Here is a 20,157-nt window from a genome sequence, read left to right as displayed (position 1 = left end):
CTTCGCGTCGGAGGTCATCCCGTCAGGCTACCGGCCGTGCGGCGCGTCGGGCGGATCGACCGGCCCCCCGCCGGTGGGCTCCGGTTCGTCGAGCGCGGGTCGCGCGGCGATCATGTCGGACCCGCCGCCCGGCCCTCCGCGCCGGAGGCCGACGAGGCGCTCGTTGAGCACCGAGATGATGGTCGCCGACGCCACCCCGACGATCGCGACGCCGCCCGCCATGAGGAACACCGCCCACATGCGGCCGAGCACCGTCACCGGGTAGGTGTCGCCGTACCCCACCGTGGCGAGCGTGACGACGGCCCACCAGACCGACTCGCCGAAGCTCGTGATGTTCGCCCCCGGCGCGTCGCGTTCGGCCTGGAGCACGGCCAGTGCGATGAAGAACACGTAGACGGTGGCGTAGATGATCGCCGTGAGGATGAAGCGGGCGCGCACCGCCTCGGTGGTGCGGCGCTGGAGCACCGGGAGGTACCCCAGCAGCGAGACGACCCGCAGCGCACGGAAGACGGGGAAGATGACCGAGAGCAGCTCGATGGGATGGCGCCACGCGTACCGCCACCGCTCGCCCCGGGGCGTGAGCGCGAGCCGCATGACGGCGTCGAGGAGGAACATCAGCCACGTCACGCCGAACACGACGTTGAACACCACGACGACGGGAGCCGGCAGGTCGGGCACGAGCACCCACGTCGTGTACGCGACGATGAACGCGATGCCGAGCAAGGCGAGCCACCGCCCGGTCGCGTCGACCCACCGCTGCCGGCGCTCGACCCCGCCGTCGCTCATCGCTCGGAGTCCCACCGGACCGCGAGCGGCCCCTTCGCGAGCCGGTGCGGCGCAGCCTGCGCGACGGGCTTGACGACGATGAGGTCGAGGTCCACGTGGGCCGGCTTCGACATCGCGTCGACGATGACGGATGCCACGTCCTCGGCCGTCAGCGGATCGGGCACGCCCTCGTACACCGCATCGGCCCGCTCCCTATCGCCGCCGAAGCGCACGAGCGCGAACTCGTCGGTCCGCACCATCCCCGGTGCGACCTCGACGACGCGGATGGGCTCCCCGTTGAGCTCGAGCCGCAGCACCTCGGTCAGGGCGTGCGCGGCGAACTTGGCGGCGTTGTACCCGCCGCCGCCGACGTACGCGACGTGCCCGGCGATCGACGTGACCACCACGAGGTCGGCGACCCCGCGCTGCTCGGCGCCGCGCCGCAGCAGGGGCAGGAGGGCGCTCGTGACCCGCTTCACCCCGAGCACGTTCACTTCGAGCATCCACGACCAGTCGGCGAGCTCCGACTCCTCGACCGAGGCGAGCCCCTTCGCGCCTCCGGCGTTGTTCACGAGCGCGTGGATGCCGTCGCCGGCCTCGAGGTGCGCGCGGAGTGCGGCGACATCCGCATCGCTCGTGACGTCGGCGACGAAGACCTCGCACCCGGTCTCGTCGGCGAGCGCCCGCAGCCGGTCCTCGCGGCGCGCGACGGCCACCACGTCCCATCCGCCGGCTCGCAGCATCCGCACCGTCGCGGCGCCGATGCCCGAACTCGCCCCCGTGACCACCGCGCGCATGCCGTCCATTCGGCCATTCTGCACCTCGACGCGGCCCGTGCCGATGTGCGGCGGACGGCGGTGCGCCAGAATGGGCGGATGCAGCAGACGCCGCAGGCCCGCGCCCCGAAGCCGCCCCACCGGAAGCGGCGCGTGCCGCTGTGGGACAACGCGCGGTGGATCGCGATCACGCTCGTCGTGGTCGGCCACGGCATCCTGCCGCTCATCGCCGAGGACGACGCCGCCTACAGCGTGTACCTGTTCATCTACTCGTTCCACGTCGCGGTGTTCGTGACGGTGTCCGGGTACTTCGCGAAGTCCGGGCCGCCGAATGCGCGCGCGATGCGGCAGGTGCTCACCGACATCGTCTTCCCGTACTTCATCTTCGAGACGATCTGGACCGTCATCCGGTTCCTGCTCGGCGGCGACTTCGTGCTCGACTACACGACCGCGTCGTGGACGCTGTGGTTCCTCATCGCGCTGGCGATCTGGCGCATCGCGCTGCCCTACCTCGTGCTGCTGCGCTACCCCCTGATCATCGCGATCGCGATCTCGATCGGCGCGGGGTACGCGGTCGAGATCGACTCGACGCTCGCGCTCACCCGCACGTTCGGCATGTTCCCGTTCTTCGTCTTCGGCTGGAAGCTGCGCCAGTGGCGCATCACCGACCGCTGGCTCGACCTGCCCACCGCGGTCGCGTGGCGCTGGCGCGCGGGCGCGATCGCGCTGTTCACCGCGCTGCTCGCGGTGATGCCGATCGCGATCACGACGTGGCGCGACCTGCGGCTGCGCCGCTTCATGCTCTACGACGAGTCGTACCAGGCGATCGGGTACGACGAGCCGTGGTCGGGCGCCATCCGCCTGTTCCTGCTGCTGCTCGCGATGCTGCTCGCGGTCGCGTTCCTGGTGCTCATGCCTCGCCGCACGACGTGGTTCAGCGCGTTCGGCAGCGCGACAATGTACATCTACCTGCTGCACTCGTTCGTGCTCTTCCCGCTGCGCGAGACGCCGCTGCTCGAAGGGCGGCAGCCGTGGTGGGTGCTCCCGCTCATGATCGCGTTCTGCGTGCTCGTGTCGGTCGTGCTCTCGCTGGGGCCCGTGCGGCGCGTGTTCCGGCCGCTCGTCGAGCCGCGAGCCAGGTGGTTGTTCCGGCCGGAGCCGGCCACGGCGACCGGCACGCTCGTGCTCCCTCCCGAGGCGCTGCCGCCGCTCCCGTCTGCGCCGCGCAGCGCGGCGGAGGACGCGACGGCTCCCGACGCGCGCGCATCTCGCGAGACCGGCGACGAGACCGGTCGCGGCGCATGACGCCGTGTTGCGGCATCCGTTGATCGACTGATCGACCGGACGTACCGTGAGGCGACGGGAGCGGCGCGGCCGCGTCCCACGCGAGAGGAGTCCCCCATGGCAGAGCAGGCCGACTGGCGCTTCGAGACGAAGCAGGTGCATTCGGGCGCCGCACCCGACCCGGTGACCAAGGCGCGCGCCACGCCGATCTACCAGACGACGTCGTACGTCTTCGACTCCGCCGAGCATGCGCAGAACCTGTTCGCACTGGCCGAGTTCGGCAACATCTACACGCGCATCATGAACCCGACGCAGGCCGTCGTCGAGGAACGGCTCGCCGCGCTCGAGGGCGGCAGCGGCGCACTGCTCGTCGCGTCCGGCCAGGCGGCCGAGACGTTCGCGGTGCTGAACATCGCGCAGGCCGGCGACCACATCGTGTCGTCGTCGTCGATCTACGGCGGCACCTACAACCTGTTCAAGTACACGCTCGCGAGGCTCGGCATCGAGACGACCTTCGTCGAGAACCAGGACGACGCCGACGAGTGGCGCCGCGCGGTGCGCCCCAACACCAAGCTGTTCTTCGCCGAGACCATCGGCAACCCGAAGATCAACGTGCTCGACATCGGGCTCGTCTCGGGGATCGCGCACGACGCGGGCATCCCGCTCATCGTCGACAACACGATCGCGACGCCGTACCTGATCCGCCCGTTCGAGCACGGTGCCGACATCGTCATCCACTCGGCGACGAAGTTCCTCGGCGGTCACGGCACCGTCATCGGCGGCGTCATCGTCGACGGCGGCCGGTTCGAGTGGTCGAAGAACGTCGAGAAGTTCCCCGGCCTGACCGAGCCCGACCCGTCGTACCACGGCGCGAGCTACACGGCCGCGGTCGGCGACGCGCTCGCGTACGTCATCAAGGCGCGCGTGCAGCTGCTGCGCGACCTCGGCTCGTCGATCGCGCCGGCGAGCGCCTGGCAGCTCATCCAGGGCATCGAGACGCTCTCGCTCCGCGTCGAGCGGCACGTGCAGAACGCCCAGGAGATCGCCGAGTGGCTCGACTCGCACCCCGACGTGGCGCACGTGAACTACTCGGGCCTGCCCTCCAGCCCGTGGTACGCGGCGGCGAACACGTACGCGCCCAAGGGCGTGGGCGCGGTGCTGTCGTTCGAGCTCAAGGGCGGGGTCGACGCCGGCCGCGCGCTCGTCGACAACCTCTCGCTGTTCAGCCACCTCGCCAACATCGGCGACGTGCGCTCGCTCGTCATCCACCCGGCGTCGACGACCCACTCGCAGCTGACGCCCGAGCAGCAGCTCACGACGGGCGTCACGCCCGGCCTCGTGCGCCTGTCGGTCGGCATCGAGAACGTCGACGACCTCAAGGCCGACCTCGAGGCGGGCCTCGCCGCCGCGCGGCGCGCCACGGAGGCCGCGCGCGTGTGACGACCGCCTGAGCACCGAACGGATGCCGCGTCCCGCCCGGGTCGCGGCATCCGTCGTCTCTCGCCGGCCACGGTCGGGGCGCCGTAACAGTCGCCGCGGCACGGCTGGAGTCGGGGAGAATCAGGGGATGGACTGGCAGACGACGTCGGAGACGGTGCCCGCGAGCATCGTGCCCGAGGCGCGCGCCGCCCGGCAGCTCGCGGGGCGCGCGCCCGCGACGGGCGCCTGGCGGGCGGGCGACCCCGTCGGCGACCGCCGGTTCGCGAGGATCGGCGACCTCGCGCTGGAGTCCGGCCAGGTGCTGCCCGACGTGCGCGTCGCCTACGAGACCTGGGGCACGCTCTCGCCGGCGCGCGACAACGCGATCCTCGTCCTGCACGCGCTCACGGGCGACAGCCACGTGCTCGGGCCGTCGGGACCGGGGCATCCGAGCGCCGGGTGGTGGCCCGGCGTCGTCGGCCGCGGCCGCGCGATCGACACCGAGCGCTGGTTCGTCGTCGCCCCGAACGTCGTCGGGGGGTGCCAGGGGTCGACGGGGCCCGCCTCGCTCGCGCCCGACGGCGTCGAGTGGGGCGCGCGGTTCCCGTTCCTCACGATCCGCGACCAGGTCGCCGCGCAGGTCGCGTTCGCGAGAGAACTCGGCATCGAGCGCTTCGCGGCGGTCGTCGGCGGCTCGATGGGCGCCATGCACGTGCTCGAGTGGGCGCTCGCTGCGCCCGACGCGGTCGAGCGGATCGCCGTGCTCGCCGCGCCCGCGGCGACGACCGCCGACCAGATCGCGCTGAACTCCGTGCAACTCGAGGCCGTGCGCAGCGACCCGGCGTTCCGCGGCGGCGCCTACTACGACGCGCCCGACGGCGACGGGCCGACCCGCGGGCTCGCGCTCGCCCGGCGCATGGCGATGCTGAACTATCGCACGCCCGTCGAGCTCAACCAGCGCTTCGAGCGCAGCTGGCAGTCGGGCCTCGACCCGCTCGGCGGCGGCGGGCGGTTCGCGGTCGAGTCCTACCTCGACTTCCACGGCAACAAGTTCACCCGTCGGTTCGACGCCAACAGCTACCTCGTGCTCACCGAGGCGATGAACTCCCACGACATCGGCCGCGGCCGCGGCGGAATCGCGTCGGCGCTCGACCGCATCGAGGCGGTGGCGCTGGTGCTCGGCATCGACAGCGACCGCTACTTCCCGCTCGAGGGCCAGCGCGAGCTCGCACACGGGTTGCGTCGCGCCGTGCACGGCGACGAGCCCCTCGTGCTGCGCTCCGACTACGGCCACGACGCCTTCCTCATCGAGGACGACGCCGTCGGCGCGGCCCTCGCGGCACTGCTCGCGGCGTGACCGGAACCGGACCGCACGGCCCGGTTCCACGCGGATGACCCGCATCAGGGGGTCACTCTGGGCTATCTTCGAGGATGACGGCACCCGCCCGCCGTGCCGCCGAGCCGCGAAAGGGGTGGCATGCGCCGGATCGACAAGGAGCGCGACCGGCTGCTGCGGCGCCTCGCCCGCGCCGGGAGCCTCACCGGGGCGGTCCTCGCGCTCGCGTGCCTGCTGGTGCCGGGAGCCCTCGATCCGGACCGGTTCGCGCTCGCGATCCTCGTCGACCTGGTGCTCATCGTCCTCGTCGTCCTCGCCACCGCGCGCGGCGCCACGCTGCCCATCCTCGGCACGATCGCGACCTCCGTCGTCCTGCTGCTCGTGATCGGGCTCGACCCCACGATCGATCCCGCCGCCGAGACCGCGATGGCGGTCACCGGTGCGCTCACGGCCGCCTCGATCGCGATCCCCTCCATCGTGCGACCCAACGGGGTGGCGCTCGTCGTCCTCTCGGGGCTCGCCGTGGTCACCGCGGTGGTGGCCTCCTGGTTCGCGGGCGCCGACCTCGGTACGGTGCTCGTCGCGTCGATCGCCGGATGGGTCGCGTCCACGGCCACGGGCCTCTGGCTCGCCCGCGCCATCGAGCGGGCCGGCGAGCGGATCGACGAGGTCGGCCGGGCCCACCGCGCCGAGCGCCTCGCGAGCGAGTCCGAGGCGCAGCAGCGGCAGGACGCTCGCGTCCTGCACGACACCGTCCTCGCGACCCTCAGCCTCCTCGCGCACTCGGGCGTCGGCGTGGGCGAGAGCGCGCTGCGCCAGCAGGCCGGCGACGATGCGCGGCTGCTCAAGCAGCTGCGGCTCGGCGCGCCGCTCGACAACGGCTCGAGCACCGCGTTCTCACCGGACTCCCCCTCCGACACACTCGGCACGACCTTCGACTCCGTGCGGCAGCGCTTCGCGCGGATGGGGCTCGACGTGAACTGGCACGGTGCCGGCCAGCTCGTGCTGCCGCGCGACACCCTCGACGCGCTGCTGGGCGCGCTCGGCGAGTGCCTCGAGAACGTCCGGCGGCACTCGGGGGTTCGCGAGGCCGACGTGACGATCACCGACGACGAACGCACGGTGCGCGCGATGGTCACCGACCAGGGCGCGGGCTTCGAGCCCGCGTCGGTGGACCCGGCCCGGCTGGGCTTCGCCGAATCGGTCGTCGGCCGCCTCCACGCCGTCGGCGGCCGCGCGCGCGTGTTCAGCTCCCCGGGTTCCGGTACCACCGTGATGCTGGAGGTGCCGAAGCCATGAGCCGATTCCAGCGGATGCCGGCGGGCGGAGACGTGCCGCGCGACACGACGCACGAGGCGCAGTTCCGCCGTCCGACCCGGTCGGCGCGCGCCGCGGAGGACATCCGGAGCGCCCACGGCGGTCGCCGGCTCGCGGCGGGCGTGACCGTCGCGAGCGTCGCGATCGTCCTGGCGCATCTCCTCCACGCCTGGGGCCTCGCGACGATCTTCCCGCCGGGCCGCGGTCCGGGCCCTGCGTGGATCGCGTTCGGGCTGGTCAGCGTCGGCGCCGTCGTCGCGACCCGCGGGCTCAGCCGGGTGCCCGACTGGGTGTTCGCCGCACTCCTCGCGGCGCTCGCCGTTCCCATCTGGCTCGACGTCGTCGCCACCGACGACCTGCTGCACCTCGGGATCACGCCGACCGCCGCGCCCGCCGCGGCCGCGCTGCTGATGCCGGTGGCGGCGCTCCGCGAGACGCACGGGCCGCTCGCCGCGTCGATCGCGATCGCCGGCGTGCTGACCGTCCAGGCGCTGCTGCAGGCGCCCGAGGCCGGCACGCGCACGGTGATCGGCGTGGCGATCGCGGCGTCGGCGGTGGTGCCGGTGGTGCTCGTGGTGATCGCCGTGCGCGGGTTCCGCCGGCTCGTCGGCCGGGAACTCGACCTGACGCTCGTGCAGAGCACGGTGTCGACCCCGCGCTCCGCCGTCGGCATGCGCGCGTCGGAGGAGCTCGCCGAGCTCGACTACGACGCCGAGGCGCTGCTCGACGACGTCGGCGCGGGCCGCATCGTGCTCCCGCTGCCGCCTGCCGCCGCCGAGCGGGCCGGGCAGCTCGCGGCACGGCTGCGCGTCCGGCTCATCGAGGGACGGACCGACACCTGGCTGCGCCACGCCGTGACCGAGTCGGCGTACCTGAGCCGCCGCGTCACGATCGACGACCCGGCGGGCCTCGCGGGGCTCCTCGGACCCGGACAGCGCGACGGCCTGCTCCTCGCCCTGTGGCTGATCGCCGGACAACGGCGCGCCAAGGCGTCGGCGCCGCCGCTGCGGGTGCTCGTGACCTGCCGCGACGCCGACGCGGAGGAAGCCGGACCCGACGACGGCCGGCTCTACGACGGGACCCGCGTCGCCATCCGCTTCGACGTCTCGGGCGTCACCGTCCGGAGAGTCGACGAGGCGACGTGGGAGGCACTGGATAATGTCGGAAGACACGATGCGGTCGCAGGGCTCGACGGCTTCCGCATCGACATCGACTGCCGGATCGACCCCACGAGCCGCGCAGGAACCGCGACGCCGAACCGCGCCGCTCGACCGAGGGGAGCCTGACGTGCCCGAACCCGACCCCAGCCCGATCCGGCTGGCGATCGTCGACGACCATCGCATGCTGCTCGGTGCGCTCACCGAGTGGGTCCGCGGCGCGGCATCCGACATCGACCTCGTCGCGGCCGTGCCGTCGTGGTCGGAGTTGCTCGCCCACCCGGCGTTCCCCGTCGACGTGGTGCTGCTCGACCTCGACCTGCGCGACAACATCCCGATCTCGATCAAGCTCTCGACCCTGAAGTCGGCGAACGTGGCCACGATGCTCATGAGCACGTACTCCGAGCCGGCCGTGGTGCGCGAGGCCCTCGGGGCGGGCGCGCTGGGCTACCTCGTGAAGTCCGAGCCGGTCGAGACCATCATCGAGGCGATCCGCGCGGCGCAGGCCGGTGAGACGTACATCTCGACCGAGCTCATCGAAGCGCTCGCCGACGACGGAGCGGCGCCGCGCCTCAGCGCGCAGGAGCGTCGCGTCATGGCGCTGTACGGCGCCGGCCAGCCCGTCAAGGCCGTCGCGTTCCAGCTCGGCATCTCGGAGGAGACGGCGAAGAGCTACCTGAAGCGCATCCGCGAGAAGTACCGGCTCGCGGGGTACGACGTGGGCACGAAGGTCGCCCTCCGCAAGCGGGCGATCGCCGACGGCATCCTCCTGCAGTCGGAGTAGCCGACGACCGGTCGGCGGCAGGCCCTCAGTCGCCGACCGCGGGGACCGCGCCGGTGATCGAGGGCATCGGGATGCCGCGGCGCGAGCGCGCGCGGTCGAGGGCGAACGAGGCGAGCGCGAGCGCGGCCCCGGCGAGGGTGAGCACGAGCCCGACCCAGACGGGCGCGACGTAGCCGAGACCCGCCGCGATCGCGGCGCCGCCGAGGATCGCTCCGAGGCTGTTGCCGATGTTCAGTGCCGAGTGGTTGAGCGCCGCCGCGATCGACTGGCTGTCGCGCGCGATGTCCATGAGCCGCATCTGGATGGTCGGGGACAGCGCCGAGGCGGAACCGCCGACGAGGAAGACGCCGACCACGAGTCCGACCGGGTTCGCAGCGGTGAGCGCGAGCATCGTGAGCGAGCCCGCCATCACGGCGAACCCGAGGTACATCGATCGGCGCACGCTCCAGTCGGCGAGGCGCCCGCCGATGAAGTTGCCGATGGTCATGCCGAGCCCGATGACGACGAGGACGACCGGGACGAGACCCGCGGAGAGCCCGGTGACATCGGTCGCGAGCGGGGCGATGTAGCTGTACATCGCGAACAGCCCGCCGAAGCCGATCGCGCCGATGCCGAGCGCGAACCAGGCTTGCGCGCGGCTGAAGATGCGAAGCTCGCGGCCGATGGTCGCCCCGGGGTCGCCCGCCTGCCACGGCACCGCGACGAGCACGGCGAGGAACGTCGCGGCGAAGATGGCCGCGACCGCGAGGTAGGCGATGCGCCACCCGGCCAGCTGGCCGAGCCACGTGATCGCCGGCACCCCGACGACATTCGCGATCGTGAGCCCGGACAGGACGAGCGCGACGCCGCGACCCCGCTTGCCGGGCCCCATGAGGCTCGCGGCGACGAGCGAGGCGATGCCGAAGTACGCGCCGTGCGGCAGGGCGGCGACGAAGCGTGCGGCGACCACCAGCTCGAAGGTCGGCAGCAGGGCGGATGCCACGGTGCCGAGCGTGAACGCCGCGGCCAGCGCGAGCAGCAGCTGCTTGCGCGGCCAGCGGGCGGCGGCCGCGGCGATCGTGGGGGCGCCCACGACGACGCCGAGCGCGTAGGCGGAGATGATCCATCCGGCGGCGGCGTTGGCGGCTTCGGTGGAGGTCGCCGCGAGGCCCGGCAGCAGGTCGACCGCCATGTCGGGGAGGAGGCCCATCGCGACGAACTCGGTCGCTCCGATGCCGAAGCCGCCCATCGCGAGGGCGAGCAGGGCGAATCGGGTGCGAGCCGGCGACAGGGAGGTCGTCGACTCGTCGGGCGTGGGGCTCACCCGCTCGATTCTGCCACGGATCGAATCGATTCGACAATCGACCGACGCGACAGAACGGCCGGCCCCGCACAACGCCGGCCGTGCGCCATCCGCCGACGGCCGGAGCGGGCGCTGCCCTCAGCCGTCGTTCTCGATGACCGCCTCGAGGCGGTCCACCTTGCCCTCGAGCTCGTTGGTCCACCCGGGGCGGATGTCGGCCTTGAGCACGAGCGAGACCCGCGAGCCGTAGTCGGCGACGACCTCGGTGGCCTCCTTGACGACGGCGAAGACCTCGTCCCACTCCCCCTCGATCTCGGTGAACATCGAGGTCGTGCGGTTCGGCAGCCCTGACTCCCGGACGATGCGCACTGCTGCCGCGACCGCATCGTGGACGGACGCGTCCTTCCGGCCCGTTCCGCTCGGCGCGACCGAGAATGCGACCAGCATGATGGTTCCCCTCCTGCGCCCGCGCCACCCGCCGCTCAGGCCGCGGCATCCGCCCGAGGCGCCCGGTGCACGGAGCCAGCCTGCCACACCTTCGCGACGGCCCACGAGAGCAGGGCGAACAGCAGCACGACCTTCAGCGTCAGCAGCAGGACGAACCCGGGATTCGCGATGAGCAGCCACCCGTACCAGTACGGGTAGAGCACGTGCGTGAGCAGCGCGATCGAGGCGGTGAGCGCGGCCGGCGTGAGGAACCGGCTCCCGCCCAGCACGATGCCGAGGATCACGGGCGCGGCCAGCCACGTGACGAACTGCGGAGAGCCGACCTTGTTCGCGAGCATGAGCACGGTCGTGAACGCCAGCGCGAGCGGCGGCAGCAGCGTCGCGACGGGAGCCCTCCGCATGGCGGCGCGGACGCCCGCGGCGAGCACCGCCGCGACCCCGAGCGCCATGAGCGGGGTCGTGACGGCCGCCGCGGCATCCGCCCCCGGGCCCTCGACCTGGAAGGTCAGTATGTCGCGGTCGTACACGATCGTCGCCTCGTCGGTGCCCGCCACGATCCACCACAGCCACGGCACGGCCAGCGGCGCCTCGATCTGCAGCCCGCGGCCGGCCTGCGCGGCGACGAAGCCGAACGCGTTGGCGCCCGATCCGGCGATGAGGCTCACGCCGAGTATGCCCGCCGACAACGCGACGGCCATCGTGGCCACCTCGACCCGGCGGCGCAACGCCACCACCAGGCTCGCGACGAGGGCCGCCGGCCAGACCTTGATCCATGCGGCGACCGTGAGCAGGGTCGCCGCGACCCGCGGACGCCCCGCGGCCCAGAGCAGGCCGACGACCGCGAACGGCACCGTCACGGCGTCGATGCGCCCGAGCGCGATCGGGCCGAGCATCGCCAGGAACGCCACCCACCACCAGGCCGCCGCGCGGCGCCGCAACGAGAACGTGCCACGCCCGAGCAGCAGCGAGAAGGCGATCGCATCGAGCACGGCGACCATCGCCAGCCAGGCCTGGCCGTACCATTCCGCCCCGAACGCCAGCGCCGCGGTCATGGGCGCGAACGCGAGGATCGGGTACACCCACGGGGTGTCGATGCCCATCCGGAGCCATCCGTGCTGCGCCGTCTCGGCCCACACCCGGTAGACCCCCGTGACGTCGCCCATCGGATATCCGGGCGCGAACAGGTTGAGCCAGGCGAGCAGGCCGTGCACGAGCACGAAGGCGACCCACAGCGCGGCGCGGCCGCCGATCCGGTGACGGATGCCGCGGGGCGGGGCGTCGCCCACCGCCGCGTCAATCGTACGCTCGGTCACTCGCTCACTCGGTCCGATCCTCCGCGGTCACCGTCGCAGCAGCCCGCCGATCACCGGCGGGATCGCCTGTGCGACGTCGAGCGCGGTGACCGGTCCGCCGTCCCACGCCGCGCTCGCGCGCCGGGCGGCCTGGCCGTGGATGTACGCCGCCGTCGCCGCGAGGCGCGTGATCGCCGTGGCGTCGGTCATCAGGCGATCGTGGTGCGTCGCTGCGAGCGCGCCGACGATGCCGCCGAGCACGTCGCCCGTGCCGGCGCTCGCGAGCCAGTGCGTCGCGGCCGTCACCGTGAGCCGCGTGCCCGCCGGGTCGCACACGTGGGTCACCGAGCCCTTGAGCAGCACGGCGACCTGCAGGTGCTGGGCGGCGCGTTCGGCCCACCCGGGCGGGTCCGCGTCGACCTCCTCGACCGACGTGAGCACGTCGCGCTCGTTCAGCAGGTTGGCGAGCTCGCGCGAGTGCGGAGTGATCACGGTGGGTGCCGTGTGCGACCCGACGAGGTCGAGGCCTCCGGCGTCGAGCACGGTCGGCTCGCCGGACGCGAGCGCGTGCTGCAGCTCGCCGGCGAGCAGGAACGACCGGTGCGACGAGTCCATGCCCGAGCCCAGCAGCCACGCCTGCACGCGCCCTGCGACGCCGACCGTCTCGGGGCGCGCGGTGATCACCGCCTGGCGCACGGCACGCGGGCCCGTGAAGCGCACCATGCCGACGCCGGTGCGGTGCGCCGCCTCGACGCCGAGGACCGCGGCGCCCGGGTAGTCGGGCGAACCGGTGATGACCCCGAGCACGCCGCGGCGGTACTTGTCGTCGTCCGCGCCGGGCGCGCTCAGCCACTCGGATGCGTCCTCGGCGGTCCACTCGCGCCATGTCCCGGTTCCCATGCCCCCAACGATAGGTTGAGGGGCATGCCCTCGACCATTCCCCCGCCGATCGCGCTCGCGCCCCGCGTCGTCGTCTTCGACTACGGGGAGGTCGTCTCCCGGTCGCCCTCCGCTGCGGACCGGGCTGCGCTCGTCGAGCGCGCGGGGGCCGACCCCGAGCGCTTCTGGCCGGCGTACTGGGCGCATCGCGACGGACTCGACCAGGGCTCGACGTCGATCGGCGAGTACTGGGCGCTCGTGGCCCGAGACCTCGGGCTCGCCCTCGGCCCGATCGACGTGCACGAGCTGTGGGCGATCGACCATCGCAGCTGGCTCTCGGTCGACCCGGGCACGCTCGCGGTGCTGCACGCGCTCAGCGACGGCGGCACCCGCCTCGCGCTGCTGTCGAACGCGGGCGCCGACTTCGTCGGGTGGCTGCGTCACGGGTCGTTCGCGCCGCTGTTCGAGCGCGTGTTCGTCAGCGGCGAGCTCGACCTCGTCAAGCCGAGCGCCGAGATTTACGAGCACGTGGTGTCGGAGCTCGGCATCGCGGCATCCGACCTCGTCTTCATCGACAACAAGGCGGTGAACGTCGACGGCGCCGTCGCCGTCGGCGGCACGGGTCACGTGTTCACGGATGCCGCCGCGCTCGAGTCGTGGCTGCGGGAGCTGGCCGCATGAGCGCCCTCGAGTCGGCCGCGGTGCCGAGCACCCCCGCACTGTTCCGCCCGATCGCGATCCGCGGGCTCGAGATCCGCAACCGGGTGTGGGTGCCGCCGCTCTGCCAGTACTCGGTGACCGAGCGCGACGGCGTGCCGCACGACTGGCACCTGGTGCACCTCGGCGCGATGGCCGCGGGCGGCGCGGGGCTCGTGATCGCCGAGGCGACGGCTGTGAGCCCGGAGGGGCGCATCTCGGACCACGACACCGGGCTCTGGAACGACGCGCAGGTCGAGGCATGGTCGCGGATCACGCGGTTCATCCGGTCTCAGGGAGCCTCGTCGGGCATCCAGCTCGCCCACGCCGGACGCAAGGCGTCGGTGTGGCCCGAGCCGATGCGACGGGCGGGATCCCAGCCGATCGACGAGGGCGGCTGGCAGACCGTCGCACCCTCGGCGGTGGCCTTCGACGGGCTGCGCGAACCCGTCGTGCTCGACGAGCCGGGCATCCTCGCCGTCATCGACGACTTCCGGGCGGCGGCGCGGCGCGCGGTCGCGGCGGGTTTCGACGTCGTCGAGGTGCACGCCGCGCACGGCTACCTCGTGCACCAGTTCCTGTCGCCGCTGTCGAACCTGCGCGACGACCGCTGGGGCGGGTCGCTCGCCGGACGGGCGCGACTGCTGCTCGAGATCGTGCGCGCCGTGCGCGACGAGATCGGCGAGCGGATGCCGCTCTTCGTGCGCTTCTCCGCGACGGACTGGGCGCCGGGCGGCTGGGACGAGGAGCAGACCGCGACCGTCGCCGGGTGGGCGGCCGAGGCCGGTGCCGACTTCTTCGACATCTCCACGGGCGGGCTGGTGCGCGACGTGCGGATCCCGACGGGGCCGGCGTACCAGGCGGCGCACGCCGAGTTCGTGGGCGACCGCGCCGGCGTGTCGGTCTCGGCGGTGGGTCGTATCACCGCACCGGCCCAGGCGGAGGCCCTCGTGGCATCCGGTGCAGCCGACGCGGTGATGTTCGGCAAGGCGATGATGCGCGACCCGCACTTCGCCCTGCGCGCCGCGCGCGAGCTCGGGGCGGGCACGTCGATGTGGCCGTCGCAGTACGTGCGCGCTCGGTCCGACCTCAACGACGGGGAGTGGTGAGGCCGGTCGCGTTCAGGCGCGCAGCCCGGCGAGCAGGGCCCTCGCGTCGTCCATGGTGATACTGGTCGGCTCGGCGAGCGCGATGATGTTGCCCTCGCTGTCGTCGAACCAGGCGCCGCGCTCTCCGTCCATCTCGACCACGCCGTTCTCGGTCTTGAGGCCGGGGAAGTCGTAGTCGTGGAAGGCGATGCCCTTCTCGCGGAGCGCTGCCATGTCGCGGTCGAGGTCGTCGGTCATGATCGAGAAGGCGGTCGCCTTGTTGGTGCCGGCGAACTGCGATTCGTACACGAGCACGCCGACGCCTCCGATCAGGTAGGTCTCACCGCCCATGTCGCTGCGGATGGGGTCGACGCCGAACACGTCGTGCCAGAACCGCTTCGCCCGCTCGAGGTCGGACGCGGGAAGCGTGGCCATCGCGATGGAGTTCTCGAACATGAGTACACCTCAGCTTTCGTGACGCGCGAATTCTACGCCTCGCGCTGGCGCACCGCGCCCCCCGATCGCGGTCGGTCCGCGGCGCGATCAGCCGCGCCGCGTGGCGTCCTGCACCTCGCCGACGAGCTCCTCGATGATGTCCTCCAGGAAGATCACGCCGGTGGTGGCGCCCTGCCCGTCGAACGCGCGCGCGACGTGCGTGCCGAGTCGTCGCATGGTCGCGAGCGCGTCCTCGAGGTCCGTTCCGTCGAAGATCGACACGAGCCGCCGGACCCGCTTGGCCGGGATCGGGTCGTCGAACTCGTCGTCGTCGAGGTCGATGACGTCCTTCAGGTGCACGTAGCCGTCGGGCTCGCCGTCGTCGCCCGCGAGCACGTACCGGGAGAAGCCGCGACGGGCGACGGCACGCTCGACGTCGGCAGGCGTGGCATCCGCGGGAAGGGAGACGAGCTCGTCCATGGGCACGGCGACGTCCTGGACGCGCTTGGTGGTGAACTCGAACGCAGCGCTCAGCGTGCCGCTCGCATCGGCGAGCATGCCCTCGCGCCGGGACTGGTCGACGATCGTCTGCACCTCCTCGAGCGTGTACGTCGAGGTGGCCTCGTTCTTCGGCTCGACGCCGAACAGGCGCAGCACGCCGTTCGCCGTGGCGTTGAGGGCCACGATGACGGGACGGAAGACGCGCGCGATGAACACGAGCGGCGGCGCGAGCACGAGCACCGCGCGGTCGGGCAGCGAGAACGACAGGTTCTTCGGGACCATCTCGCCGAGCACGACGTGCAGGTACGACACGAGCACGAGGGCGATGACGAATGCGACCGTCGACACGACCTCGGGCGACCATCCGGTGAGCTCGAGCGGGTACTCGAGCAGGTGGTGGATCGCCGGCTCGGAGACCGTCAGGATCAACAGCGAGCAGATCGTGATGCCCAGCTGGCTCATGGCGAGCATGAGCGTGGCGTGCTCCATCGCCCAGAGCGCGGTCTTCGCGCTCCGCTTGCCCTTCTCGGCGAGCGGCTCGATCTGCGAGCGTCGTGCCGAGATGACGGCGAACTCGGCGCCGACGAAGAACGCGTTGGCCGCCAGCAGCACGAACAGCCAGGCGAGGCCGGCCCAGTCGCTCATCGCTCGACCTCCGTCAGTGCGTCGGCGTGCGTGCGCGCGGTCGCCGGGGTGAACTGGATGCGGTCGATGCGGCGGCCGTCGAGGCGCTGCACGCGGAAGCGGCCGCCGTCGACGTCGACCTCGTCACCGACGGCGGGCAGGCGCCCGAGCACGCTCATGACGTAGCCGGCCACGGTCTCGTAGGCGCCGTCCTCCGGCACCTGGATTCCGGTGCGGTCGAGGAGCTCGTCGGGGCGCAGCATGCCGGGGAAGCTGACGAACTCGCCGCGGCGGACGACGCCCGCGCGAGTGCGGTCGTGCTCGTCGGAGACCTCGCCGACGAGTTCCTCGACGAGGTCCTCGAGCGTGGCGACGCCGGCCGTGCCGCCGTACTCGTCGACCACGACGGCCATCTGGTAGCCGCGTCCGCGAAGCTCGCCGAGCAGCATGTCGAGCTTCATGGTCTCGGGCACGCGGAGCGCTTCGGACTGGAGGGCGGAGGCGGGCACCTGGTCGCGCTTCTCACGCGGCACCGCCACCGCCTGCTTGACGTGCACGAGCCCGACGACGTCGTCGAGGTTCTCGTCGTACACCGGGAATCGGGAGAAGCCGGTCTGGCGGGCGAGCTCGATGACGGCCTCGGCGGGCTCGAGCCGTTGCACGGCGGCGACGCGCGGGCGCGGCGTCATCACGTCGGAGGCGTCGTGCTCGGAGAAGCGCAGCGTGCGCCCGAGCAGGGTCGCGGTGTCCTGCTCGAGCAGGCCCGCGCTGGCCGAGCGACGCACGAGGCTGGAGAGCTCCTCGGCCGATCGCGCGCCGGACAGCTCTTCCTTCGGCTCGATCCCGATGGCACGCAGGAGGCGGTTCGCGCTGCCGTTGAGCACCACGATCGCCGGCCGGAACAGCCACGTGAACGCGGTCTGGAACGGCATGACGACCTTCGCGGTCTGCCGGGGCAGCGCGAGGGCGAAGTTCTTCGGTACGAGCTCGCCGATGATCATCGACAGCAGCGTCGCGACGACCACGGCGGTGATCGCCCCGACCGGTCGCACGAACGCCTCGGGGATGCCGACGGAGCGCAACGGATCGGCGAGCAGCGACGAGATCGCCGGCTCCATGGTGTACCCGGTGAGGAGCGTCGTCAGCGTGATGCCGAGCTGCGCGCTCGACAGGTGCGTCGAGGTGATCTTGAGGCCGTCGATGGTGAGGCCGAGCCGTGATTCGCCCTTGGCACGTCGCGACTCGAGGTCGGCTCGATCGAGGTTGACGAGCGCGAACTCGCTCGCAACGAACAGGCCCGTGCCGATGGTGAGGAGGAGTCCGATGCCGAGGAGGATCCACTCAGACATCCGCGCCTCCCCGTTCGGTCACGGGCGAGGGTCTATGGCCGGGAGATTTCGCAGAAGGAGGGTCGTCCATTGTGCGGCCAAGTATATCGGCGGATGCCGCGCGCTTCCGACCCCGCGGGTCGGGGGCGCCGGTCGGCCCCTGCCCGGTCGCCCGCCCGCCCGTTGTCGATCGGCCCGTGTCGATCCGCCGCTTTCCGGGGCCATGCCACCCGCCCGGCGTTCTCTGGTACTGGGCGCTCTCCTCACCCGCGGAGCGACGGTTTCCACACCGCTCATGTGAGCCTCGCCTCACATGAGGCCGATCGCCGCAGGTGTGCCGCTGGATCATGCCGACTCACGCCTCGCCCCTCCCTCGCCTCATGTGGGGCCCGCCCGACACCGCCGCCGCCTCACATGAGGCACACCCGACACGACCGCGGCCTCACATGAGGCAGGTCCGACACGCCCGTGAGCGGCATCAGCGGGTCCGTCACGACCGCCGCGCCACGTGGACAGGCCCGCGCGGCGCGCTCACGCCGGGCGCACCCCGCACGTCGGGGCAGCCTCATTTGAGGCTGTGTTCACACGAGCGACCTGGAAACACTCGTCCGGACGCAGCATCGCCGCAGATGCGGAGCCGGCCGAATCGCCCTGCGGAGGCGGTCCGGGTCGACGCGACCGATCAGGCCCCGGCGGTGGGGATCCTCGAGCCCGCCCAAGCGGCGCGCGACTCGGCCCGCCTCCGGGCCTCGGCTTCGCCGAAGCGGTGCCGCCTGACCCCGCGCGACCGCGGCGGATCGACGGGCGGCGGCGCGAGACGCTCGACGGTGCCGTAGCGATGATCCGACAGCCGGAGCAACCGCTCGACCTCCTCGTCGAGGACGGCGAGGAACGCCCGGTTCAGCCGGTAGGAGCGTGCACGCGGCTCGACCGCGTCGATCAGCGAGGTGACCGCATCGTGGTCGCGGAGCACGCGCAGGTGGTGCGAGACGGCGGTCCGGGAGATGCCGAACTCGGTCATGACCACGTCGCACAGCGTTCCCGCTGAGTGCTCGCCGACCGCGAGCACCTCCACGATGCGGCGGCGCACCGGGTCCGCGAGCAGTGTGAAGGGGTGCGTCGGCTCCGTCATGCCGTGAGGGTATCGGGGCGCGGCGCGCAGCCGCGCCATCCGCTCACAGGGTCGCCGAAGTCGCCAAGCACCCCACCACTACCAGCTGACCGGCAGCGCCTTGCCCTCCTCGTACCCGGCCGCCGACTGGATCCCGACCAGCGCCCGCTCGCGGAACTCGGGAACCGAGCGCGCGCCCGCATAGGTGAACGAGCTGCGCACGCCCGACGTGATCATGTCGAGCAGGTCCTCGAGCGACGGACGCAGCGGGTCGAGGTAGATCGCCGACGACGAGATGCCCTCTGCGAACAGCTCCTTGCGCGCGAGCTCGTACGCCGACAGCCGGCCGAACCGCTCCTTGACCGCCTTCGTCGAGGCCATGCCCCAGCTCTCCTTGTAGACGCGGCCCTCGGGGTCGTGACGCAGCGTGCCCGGCGCCTCGATGGTGCCGGCGAACCACGAGCCGATCATGACGGATGCCGCGCCCGCGGCGAGCGCCAGCGCCACGTCGCGCGGGTAGCGCACTCCCCCGTCGGCCCAGACCGCCGCCCCGTGCTCACGTGCCGCCTCGGAGGTCTCGAGCACGGCCGAGAACTGCGGTCGTCCGACCGCCGTCATCATGCGGGTCGTGCACATGGCGCCCGGGCCCACGCCCACCTTCAGCACGTCGGCGCCCGCCTCGACGAGATCGGCGACCGCGTCGGCGGTGACGATGTTGCCCGCCACGATCGGGATCCCCAGGTCGGCCGCCCGCACGGTGCGCACCGCGCGGATCATGCCCTCCTGGTGCCCGTGCGCCGTGTCGACGACGAGCATGTCGACCCCTGCGGCGGCGAGCGCGCGGGCCTTGGCCGCGACGTCGCCGTTGATGCCGATCGCGGCCGCGACCCGGAGGCGGCCGGCGGCATCCGTGTTCGGCTCGGAGACCGTGCCGCGCAGGGCGCTGCGCCGGCTCAGGGTGCCGACCACGCGGCCGTGCTCGAGCACCGGCGCGAAGTCGAGTCCGGCGTCGACCATGAGGTCGAACGCGCGGCGCGGCGTGTCGACGTCGTCGGCGTCGAGCGACGGGATGGCGCCGTGGATGAGGTCGCCGAGCCTCGCGTCGGGCAGCGCGGTGGCCAGGCGTGCCGCCGGGATGGTGCCCGCGTACCGGCCGTCGTCGTCGTGCAGGACGATGCCGTGCCCCTCGACGGGCGGCAGCACCTCGAGCGCGTCGGTCACCGACTGGTCGGCGTGGAAGGCATGGGGCACGTCGAATCGCGCCGGCCGCGACTTCACCCACCGGATCGCCTCGTCGAGTTCCTGCAACGGGAGGTCCTGGGGCAGCACGCCGATGCCGCCGCGTCGGGCGAGCGTCGCCGCGAGGCGCGGGCCCGTGACCGAGTTCATGTTGGCCGACACGATCGGGATGCTCGCCCCCGATCCGTCGTCGGGCGAGAGCGACACGTCGAGCCGACTCGTGACTCCTGAGCGGCTCGGCACCAGGAAGACGTCGGAGTACGTGAGGTCGTGCCGCGGCGTCGTGCGATAGAACTCCATGCCCTCAGCGTATTCGCGGCGGACGGACGCCGCCCCGGGCGGGCCGGACGGCGCATCGACCGGATCGATGGCGCGATCCGCCCACGCTGATCCTGCA

At 72.5% G+C, this 20,157-nt stretch carries 19 protein-coding genes; 8 read left to right on the top strand and 11 right to left on the bottom strand.

Going from position 1 to position 20,157, the window contains the following annotated elements:
• Nucleotides 1-27 precede the first annotated feature (27 nt).
• Nucleotides 28-786, bottom strand: coding sequence for a potassium channel family protein (locus tag ACULK4_RS06530; RefSeq protein ID WP_445965324.1), 759 nt, complete (start codon nt 784-786; stop codon nt 28-30).
• Nucleotides 783-1,571: an SDR family oxidoreductase gene (locus ACULK4_RS06525; protein ID WP_445965323.1), complete on the bottom strand. Its 789-nt coding sequence runs from the start codon at nt 1,569-1,571 to the stop codon at nt 783-785. The genes ACULK4_RS06530 and ACULK4_RS06525 overlap by 4 nt, the downstream gene beginning before the upstream one ends.
• A gap of 69 nt (nt 1,572-1,640) precedes the next feature.
• On the opposite strand from ACULK4_RS06525, the gene ACULK4_RS06520 reads away from it, so the two are divergent.
• The 6 genes from ACULK4_RS06520 (at nt 1,641) to ACULK4_RS06495 (ending at nt 8,838) form a co-directional block, all read left to right on the top strand.
• Nucleotides 1,641-2,846: an acyltransferase family protein gene (locus tag ACULK4_RS06520; RefSeq protein WP_445965322.1), complete on the top strand. Its 1,206-nt coding sequence runs from the start codon at nt 1,641-1,643 to the stop codon at nt 2,844-2,846.
• Nucleotides 2,847-2,942: 96 nt separating this feature from the next.
• A complete protein-coding gene (locus ACULK4_RS06515; RefSeq protein WP_445965321.1) occupies nt 2,943-4,265 on the top strand; it encodes a bifunctional o-acetylhomoserine/o-acetylserine sulfhydrylase in 1,323 nt (440 codons plus the stop codon).
• A gap of 127 nt (nt 4,266-4,392) precedes the next feature.
• Nucleotides 4,393-5,601, top strand: a complete 1,209-nt coding sequence (metX, locus tag ACULK4_RS06510) for a homoserine O-acetyltransferase MetX (protein ID WP_445965320.1) — start codon at nt 4,393-4,395, stop codon at nt 5,599-5,601.
• Between the two features lie 120 nt (nt 5,602-5,721).
• Entirely contained in the window at nt 5,722-6,879 is a 1,158-nt protein-coding gene (locus ACULK4_RS06505) for a sensor histidine kinase (protein WP_445965319.1), read from the top strand.
• Nucleotides 6,876-8,183 carry a hypothetical protein gene (locus tag ACULK4_RS06500; RefSeq protein ID WP_445965318.1) on the top strand — a complete coding sequence of 436 codons (1,308 nt, stop codon included), beginning with the start codon at nt 6,876-6,878 and terminating at the stop codon, nt 8,181-8,183. The genes ACULK4_RS06505 and ACULK4_RS06500 overlap by 4 nt, the downstream gene beginning before the upstream one ends.
• A 55-nt stretch (nt 8,184-8,238) precedes the next feature.
• A complete protein-coding gene (locus ACULK4_RS06495; RefSeq protein ID WP_501043379.1) occupies nt 8,239-8,838 on the top strand; it encodes a LuxR C-terminal-related transcriptional regulator in 600 nt (199 codons plus the stop codon).
• 25 nt (nt 8,839-8,863) lie between these two features.
• On the opposite strand, the gene ACULK4_RS06490 is transcribed toward ACULK4_RS06495, so the two are convergent.
• The 4 genes from ACULK4_RS06490 to ACULK4_RS06475 form a co-directional block, all read right to left on the bottom strand.
• Nucleotides 8,864-10,066 (bottom strand): MFS transporter, encoded by a 1,203-nt coding sequence (locus ACULK4_RS06490; RefSeq protein ID WP_445965572.1) that lies wholly within the window; start codon nt 10,064-10,066, stop codon nt 8,864-8,866.
• A gap of 192 nt (nt 10,067-10,258) precedes the next feature.
• Nucleotides 10,259-10,567: a thiamine-binding protein gene (locus ACULK4_RS06485; protein ID WP_445965316.1), complete on the bottom strand. Its 309-nt coding sequence runs from the start codon at nt 10,565-10,567 to the stop codon at nt 10,259-10,261.
• 35 nt (nt 10,568-10,602) lie between these two features.
• Entirely contained in the window at nt 10,603-11,853 is a 1,251-nt protein-coding gene (locus ACULK4_RS06480; RefSeq protein WP_445965315.1) for a hypothetical protein, read from the bottom strand.
• Between the two features lie 54 nt (nt 11,854-11,907).
• Complete coding sequence (locus tag ACULK4_RS06475; protein WP_445965314.1) at nt 11,908-12,759, bottom strand: ADP-dependent NAD(P)H-hydrate dehydratase; 852 nt, start codon at nt 12,757-12,759, stop codon at nt 11,908-11,910.
• 24 nt (nt 12,760-12,783) lie between these two features.
• Here ACULK4_RS06475 and ACULK4_RS06470 point away from each other — a divergent pair, with 24 nt between their 5' ends.
• The gene (locus tag ACULK4_RS06470; protein ID WP_445965313.1) at nt 12,784-13,419 is read left to right on the top strand and encodes an HAD-IA family hydrolase; all 636 of its coding nucleotides are present in this window, start codon (nt 12,784-12,786) and stop codon (nt 13,417-13,419) included.
• Nucleotides 13,416-14,543: an NADH:flavin oxidoreductase/NADH oxidase gene (locus tag ACULK4_RS06465; protein ID WP_445965312.1), complete on the top strand. Its 1,128-nt coding sequence runs from the start codon at nt 13,416-13,418 to the stop codon at nt 14,541-14,543. The genes ACULK4_RS06470 and ACULK4_RS06465 overlap by 4 nt, the downstream gene beginning before the upstream one ends.
• Nucleotides 14,544-14,555: 12 nt before the next feature.
• Here the strand turns inward: ACULK4_RS06465 and ACULK4_RS06460 are convergent, their stop codons facing one another.
• The 5 genes from ACULK4_RS06460 to guaB1 all read right to left on the bottom strand — a co-directional run bounded on the left by ACULK4_RS06460 (nt 14,556) and on the right by guaB1 (nt 20,060).
• On the bottom strand, nt 14,556-14,978 hold the full coding sequence (locus ACULK4_RS06460) for a VOC family protein (protein ID WP_445965311.1): 423 nt from the start codon (nt 14,976-14,978) through the stop codon (nt 14,556-14,558).
• 87 nt (nt 14,979-15,065) lie between these two features.
• The gene (locus ACULK4_RS06455) at nt 15,066-16,103 is read right to left on the bottom strand and encodes a hemolysin family protein (protein ID WP_445965310.1); all 1,038 of its coding nucleotides are present in this window, start codon (nt 16,101-16,103) and stop codon (nt 15,066-15,068) included.
• Complete coding sequence (locus ACULK4_RS06450; protein WP_445965309.1) at nt 16,100-17,431, bottom strand: hemolysin family protein; 1,332 nt, start codon at nt 17,429-17,431, stop codon at nt 16,100-16,102. Before ACULK4_RS06450 ends, ACULK4_RS06455 begins: the two co-directional genes overlap by 4 nt.
• Nucleotides 17,432-18,092: 661 nt before the next feature.
• Nucleotides 18,093-18,542 (bottom strand): ArsR/SmtB family transcription factor, encoded by a 450-nt coding sequence (locus ACULK4_RS06445; protein WP_445965308.1) that lies wholly within the window; start codon nt 18,540-18,542, stop codon nt 18,093-18,095.
• 78 nt (nt 18,543-18,620) lie between these two features.
• Nucleotides 18,621-20,060: a GMP reductase gene (gene guaB1 / locus ACULK4_RS06440; RefSeq protein ID WP_445965307.1), complete on the bottom strand. Its 1,440-nt coding sequence runs from the start codon at nt 20,058-20,060 to the stop codon at nt 18,621-18,623.
• Between the last annotated feature and the right edge of the window lie 97 nt (nt 20,061-20,157).

The sequence above is a fragment of the Agromyces selenitireducens genome (assembly GCF_052748465.2).
Note: the sequence above shows the minus strand (reverse complement) of the source record. Positions and strands in the feature narration are given on the sequence as shown.